This window comes from Streptococcus sp. Marseille-P7376 (assembly GCF_902460385.1).
GTDB classification, from domain to species: domain Bacteria; phylum Bacillota; class Bacilli; order Lactobacillales; family Streptococcaceae; genus Streptococcus; species Streptococcus sinensis.
Genome location: NZ_CABPTS010000039.1, coordinates 1 through 6,185, shown reverse-complemented (window position 1 = coordinate 6,185; position 6,185 = coordinate 1). Strand labels below are relative to the sequence as shown.

Annotated in this window: 8 protein-coding genes; 6 read left to right on the top strand and 2 right to left on the bottom strand. The window is 34.8% G+C overall.

From position 1 onward, the window contains the following. Window positions 1-735, top strand: a 735-nt coding sequence (locus FZ952_RS11325; RefSeq protein ID WP_262366368.1) for a Cna B-type domain-containing protein, incomplete at its 5' end; no start/stop codon positions are given. Between the two features lie 617 nt (window positions 736-1,352). Beyond that, on the top strand, window positions 1,353-2,333 hold the full coding sequence (locus tag FZ952_RS11320; protein ID WP_148881731.1) for a DUF1002 domain-containing protein: 981 nt from the start codon (window positions 1,353-1,355) through the stop codon (window positions 2,331-2,333). 245 nt (window positions 2,334-2,578) lie between these two features. Here the strand turns inward: FZ952_RS11320 and FZ952_RS11315 are convergent, their stop codons facing one another. Both FZ952_RS11315 and FZ952_RS11310 read right to left on the bottom strand, forming a co-directional pair. Further along, a complete protein-coding gene (locus FZ952_RS11315) occupies window positions 2,579-2,782 on the bottom strand; it encodes a CsbD family protein (RefSeq protein ID WP_148881730.1) in 204 nt (67 codons plus the stop codon). Between the two features lie 284 nt (window positions 2,783-3,066). Continuing rightward, complete coding sequence (locus tag FZ952_RS11310) at window positions 3,067-3,306, bottom strand: GlsB/YeaQ/YmgE family stress response membrane protein (protein ID WP_148881729.1); 240 nt, start codon at window positions 3,304-3,306, stop codon at window positions 3,067-3,069. A gap of 479 nt (window positions 3,307-3,785) precedes the next feature. Here FZ952_RS11310 and FZ952_RS11305 point away from each other — a divergent pair, with 479 nt between their 5' ends. The 4 genes from FZ952_RS11305 (at window position 3,786) to FZ952_RS11290 (ending at window position 6,008) form a co-directional block, all read left to right on the top strand. Then, a complete protein-coding gene (locus tag FZ952_RS11305; RefSeq protein ID WP_148881728.1) occupies window positions 3,786-4,082 on the top strand; it encodes a hypothetical protein in 297 nt (98 codons plus the stop codon). A 182-nt stretch (window positions 4,083-4,264) separates the two neighbouring features. Further along, complete coding sequence (locus FZ952_RS11300) at window positions 4,265-4,864, top strand: recombinase family protein (RefSeq protein ID WP_148881732.1); 600 nt, start codon at window positions 4,265-4,267, stop codon at window positions 4,862-4,864. Window positions 4,865-4,980: 116 nt separating this feature from the next. Next, the gene (locus FZ952_RS11295; RefSeq protein WP_148881727.1) at window positions 4,981-5,250 is read left to right on the top strand and encodes a Mor transcription activator family protein; all 270 of its coding nucleotides are present in this window, start codon (window positions 4,981-4,983) and stop codon (window positions 5,248-5,250) included. A 17-nt stretch (window positions 5,251-5,267) separates the two neighbouring features. Continuing rightward, a complete protein-coding gene (locus FZ952_RS11290; RefSeq protein ID WP_148881726.1) occupies window positions 5,268-6,008 on the top strand; it encodes a DUF2628 domain-containing protein in 741 nt (246 codons plus the stop codon). Window positions 6,009-6,185 lie beyond the last annotated feature (177 nt).

Here is a 6,185-nt window from a genome sequence, read left to right as displayed (position 1 = left end):
AAGCTGACTCCAGAGAAGATTACAGTAAGCGGTCAAAAGACTTGGAACGACGCCAATAACCGAGATGGCAAACGTCCAGACTCCATTACTGTGAAGCTCTTAGCCAATGGCAAAGCGACTGGTAAAATAGCCACAGCGAGCGAAGCAACTGGTTGGAAGTATGAGTTTACAGAACTGGATCGCTATCAAGGTGGCAAAGAAATCACTTATACAGTCGCAGAAGTCGCTGTTCCAGAAGGTTATCAATCAATCCCAAATGGGATGAATGTAACTAACAATTACGAACCGAAAGTGACTCGTGTTGAAGGAACGAAAACATGGAATGATAATAACAACCAAGATGGTATTCGTCCAAGCTCTATCCAAGTGAAACTGCTTGCGGATGGTCAGGATACCGGACTTATCGCTACAGCGAGTGAATCAACCGGCTGGAAGTATCATTTTGAAGGACTAGCTAAAAACCAGAACGGTAAAGAAATTAAATATACAGTCCAAGAAGTGAATGTTCCGGAAGGTTATACTCCAGAAGTGAATGGTTACAATATTACCAATGTTCACACTCCGGAAGTACCTCCAACAACTCCTCCATCAAAACCGGAAGAGCCGCAGACACCAGGGAAACCGAAGAAGAAAAACATCTTACCTTCTACTGGTACCGTTGAGAACTTCTTCCTCTTCCTGATGGGACTCGGTACACTAGGCGGAGCCCTTTACCTAGGTAAGAAGAAAGCGTAGACCTGATAAGAGTTCACTCAAGCAAGCACTCGAAATCAGAACTTAAGCAGCTCTAAAAAAATCGAACCACATCAAGGGATTTCTTTCCGCTAGATGTGGTTCGATTTTTAAATTTTAGAGAGTTCTCTCAATAGATTTTTGTTATAAAATGTTTTTCGGATTTGGTTGACTTTTATATTTTAGAGTAAGACAAGATGAAAATCTGTCTTATCTACAAAAGCAGGTTAGTATTGTCAATCATATCAATGACTTGGCGAGGTGAGATTGGCCTGCAAATATGGCTATAATGAATCTCTAAGCTAGCCGAACGATTGTCATACAACTTTCTTTCTAATCAGCAATTCGAAATGTTGCTAGAAGGCAGATTAATAGCTCTCTAGCTCTGTATAACCACTTGTATGATAATCGAGAAGTACTAATTGAACTTCTCTGAGATAACTAATCCGTAAGACTTAGCATATTTTTCCTATAAGAAAATTTTAAGAATTTTATATTATTTTATTCTACAGGAAAGAAAATGAAGGTTTAACTTTCCATTCTAGTTCAACTGATGTATATCATCGGCTGCTATATACTTCTCTAAAAATAAGTGTTTTAGAGATAGATTGAGGAGTAAAATGAAATTCAAGAAAACATTACTGGCAGCAGGAGCTTTAGTAGCTGCCCTCTTTACCATTTCAACAGCAACGGCTGACACAAACGTACAAAAGGTGATTGACGAAACCTATGTGCAACCTGAGTACGTTTTAGGCTATTCCCTAGATGAGAGCCAGAAAGCACAAACGTTACAGCTGCTGGGATACAATGCATCCAGTGATTCTAAGCCACTGAAAACAATGACCACTGATATCTATTCAAGAATTATGAATGTAGCAAATGATTCTAGCTTACAGCTGTATTCTTCTGTTAAAATCCAGAAATTAGGCAATAAGAAACCATTGCAAGTCAAGATTGTTACGCCGCAAAATATCACCAAGGTTACAGAAGATATGTATCGTAATGCAGCCGTTACACTAGGCGTGCAGCATGCAGAAATTACAGTAGCAGCACCTATCCCTGTAACTGGGGAAAGCGCTCTAGCCGGTATTTATTACTCGCTGGAAGAAAATGGAGCAACCGTTCCTCAGGAAAATAAAGACTTGGCTCAGGAAGAATTAGCTGCACTTTCAAATATTAATGCCGAAAACCAAGGTAAGGACGGTTATGATGCAGATAAGCTAAATGTGGCTCTGGCGGATATTAAAGCAGCCGTTGCCAATGCTAAAAAGAATAACAGCAATCTGACAGAAGATGATGTCCGAAAAATCGTTGAAGAAACGCTGAAAAACTACGGACTCAGTAGCTCAATTACAGCTGACCAAATCAACCTGATTGTCAACTTTGCGGTCAATCTTTCAAGCAGCGGAGTCATCACAAATGCTGATTTCACAAAGACACTCAACGATCTGAAAAACAGTATTGTCTCAAAGGCCGGTGATACCTTCAATAATATCAACCTCAACTTTGACGCGAACGGACTTCTGGAAGATAGCGGTAATTTCTTCAGCAATATCTGGAATGCAATCGTCAATTTCTTTAAGGGATTACTTGGTCAATAAAATTGAACAGGATTATAACTCCGCAAGATAAGAATTGTGGAGTTTTTTGCTGCATGAATCATAAAACTTGTATAAGTTCTTGGTAGTTATTAATTATGGAAGAAGTAGTCTATTCAAATTTTAGAAATAATCTTTAATGTGAAAAAAATAAATAAGCTCTATAACCTCTATAACAGTTTTACCAGTTATAAGATTAATAGAGCTTATTTTAATTTAAATTTTAAGGAAAATAATTATTTTAAAAATTATTTCTCATCTTTTTTTACAACATTTTTAACGCCTTCGATTGCGCCTTCTACAGCCTCTTTAGCATCTACAGCAACTTCTTTAACTTTTGAAGCTACTTTTTCTGCAGTTCCTTCTTTTTCCAGCTTTTCATCACCAGTTAATTTTCCTACACCTTCTTTAACTGAACCTTTAGCTTGGTCAAATTTTTCTTCTATTGACATAATAGTACCTCCTGTTTTTATAAAAATTATTCTTCGTTATAACCAAATATTTCTTTTAGTTCTTCTGTAGCAATTTTTACTACTTCTCTAGCTTCATTAGCAATTTCTTTAATCTCTTCTGCAGACATACTAGAATCTCCGCTTAGTATTATATAAATCCCTCCTTCTACATAAAATAGTAGTTTAAAAATTAGTTGCTCTTAAACAGAAAGTATTTTTGTTATTGACATATTGAATCAACTTATCAATTAATTTCAAACCCTACTATTTTCTAAAAAGGCTGTTTATTCTTTTTTACCAAAGAAGAATGAAACAACAGCGACAACAATAACTGCACCTAGAATAGAAGGAACTAATGCCATTCCAGCTAGACTAGGTCCCCAAGAACCAAATAGTGTTTGTCCTACAGATGAACCTACTAACCCTGCAATGATGTTAGCAATGATTCCCATTGCTCCACCTTTTCTAGTAATTCCTCCTGCAATAAAACCTATAAACCCTCCGACAATAATTGACCAAATCATATTTTTACTCCTTTCTAGATTGTTTATTTAGACATTTACTTTTTTAGTATGTATAAATTAAAGATAATAAGTAAATATCTATCTAGTTATTATTATATATCAATAAATAATCAAAGCCAAAGAAAGCGCTTGCAATCATATTTTAAAAATATTTTATTATTTATATCACAATAAATTTCAAAAAATTATAGCCAAGTTATTGAGAAGTTCTTTATAAATAAAATAATTAATTGTATTAAATTTATATATTATTTACTAAAAAACCACCTAAAAATTTTGGTGGTTTTTTAGGTGGGGGAACCTAATTACAAAATAGGCTTTCATAGCTTTTGTAATAGTCTTAAATACTGTTAAATTAGGTTTGTAACCTATTCCCACTCGATAATTATAAAGACATTCCGTGTGGTTGATTTACTAATAAGTAATACAGAGTCTAGCAGGGAATTTGGCAGGGAATTTTAAAAGAGGACAAGTGCTTCATGAATCAAAAATTAATAGCGATAGATTATCTATCTAAGCTTGTTGAAGAGAACATTGAATTTGACAATATCAGTTACGAGAGCAATGTTTTTGACTATATGGAATTAGATGAGGAACTACTTCCTAGTGAGTATCAAAAAGTCTTTGAAGGAAACATAGTCAAAGTAGATATCTACATGTATAATACAGTATATATTTACTTCATAAGTTTACTAGATTCTCCTCAAATAGGAAGTTTACTGGGAGTGGCAAAGGAACGCCAGTTGTTAGAATATAAATTTCTTAAAGAAAGGTAAGTAAGATGTTTGGTTTAATCTTAGTTTTAGAAGTAATAGCTTTAGTAGCCAAATCTGTTTCGAATGAGTTAAAGAGAAAAAAGTAATCTGTCTAAAATAGGTGTATCTATAATTGACTATGACAAGTAGGATGAGTTATTTATCTGCGTTGTAAAAAATACATGACAAAAAAGGGGCAAACGATGAAAATAGGATACATTAGAGCATCAACTAAAGATCAAAACCTAGCTAGGCAGATTGAAATGATGAAGCAAGAGTGTGCTGATAAGGTATTCAGTGAAAAAGTAAGCGGTAAAGATATGAACCGTAAAGAACTGAAAGCTCTATTAAAGTTTGCAAGGGAAGGAGATGAAATTATAATATCTTCTCTCGATAGATTAGGTAGAGACTATCAAGATATAAAAGAGATTGTAAGGCAATTACAGCAAAGGCGTATCAAGTTAACTATAATTGATGCGCCTTTTTTAAATTTTAATACAGGAAACAATACACTAGACACTGCTATGTTTGATATGTTTCTCTCATTGTTAGGTTATATAGCGCAAAATGAACGTGAAAAAATCTTAGAAAGACAACGCCAAGGTATTGAGTTAGCTAAACAGCGTGGTGTTTATAAAGGGCGCCCTATACAGTATCATGAACACGCTAAAAATGCTAAAGATCGATTAATTTATCAAAATGTTAAACAAATGCTTGAAAAACATTTTCCAGTTGCACAAATTGCCAAGGAAAATGGGATCTCTAGACAGACGGTATATATTATTCGAAAAAGGCTTAAATGACGGAATGCTTCCGAATTGTGAAGTCCAGACTAGTTCCTTGGTTTTGTCTAGGTCATTTGACAGTTGATTTGTCCTGAAAAGGATAGTTAAATTTATTGTAGAGGAGAATATTAATAATGGCGTTAGAACAAACACAACCTAGTGATTGGAATAAGATTTATATGGAGTTAGCTACATTGATTGGAAAAGAAAATGCTATGCTTTTGTACTCCCATTATAGAGGAGGATATATTAATTTCCCCATGAGATTATTATCAAAGGAGGGATTACAGAGAATAGTGTGTGCAGAATTTAACGGAAATAATTCAGGAGAAATTGCAAAAAAATATGGCTATTCAGTTAGACATATTAATAGAGTGGCGCAAGAAAAAAATCACATTAAATAAGTTAAGGAGATTAATAAATGTATTGTAGAACATGCGGAAAAGAAGTAAATCAAAATGCTGAATTTTGTTTAAACTGTGGAGTAAATCCACAGAGCGGAAATGCTCACTGTCATAACTGTGGAGTAAATACAAATCCAGAACAAGTTGTTTGTTTAGCATGCGGAGTCAATCTTGAACAAAGGAATGCATCAAATGGTTACAACAGTGCAGAAAGCTCTAAAGCTTTCTGCAAAAGTTGTGGAAGTAAAGTTAATGAGCAAGCTGAGATATGTATGACTTGTGGTATTAATCCATTAAATGGTCATAATTATTGTCAAAATTGTGGAGCTCCAACCAAAGCTGAACAAGAAATTTGTACTTCATGTGGTGTAAGAGTTAGCGGTATGAGAATTAATAGTAGAGCAAGAGGTAGAGAATCATTTGGCTCTACTATGGGAAGTTTCTCATATGAATCATACTCCGAATACTATCAAAATGAATTTTCTGCTATAGAAAGGAGTAATGAAGAATATCAAGGAAAGTTTAATTGGTTGGCATTTTTGTTCACACCAATTTGGTTACTTACAAAAGGTATGTGGCAACTAGTGTTAATAGTTTCTGTCATTTATTTCTTTCCCCTTGTTGGAGTCTTGGTTGCTCTAGTTTTTTGTTTCTTAATTGGACGTAAGGCGAACTATCTATACTATAGAAAAGAGAAATATGGAGAGCAATTACCGAAAGATTGGAGTATATTCTTCGATTTTATTAATCAGAAATAGTAGAACACAATTCTAACAATCATAACCACCCGTCTAACGGGTGGTTTGTTCCAGGGCTATAAGCCCACATCACCAGCCAGCGCCTAAAGACGCTGGCTTTCACTTTGTTCAAGCCTCATTGCTCTTGACTCGTCACAAACCTCTCAAAGAGGTGTTTGCATTACTTACCACTATCCC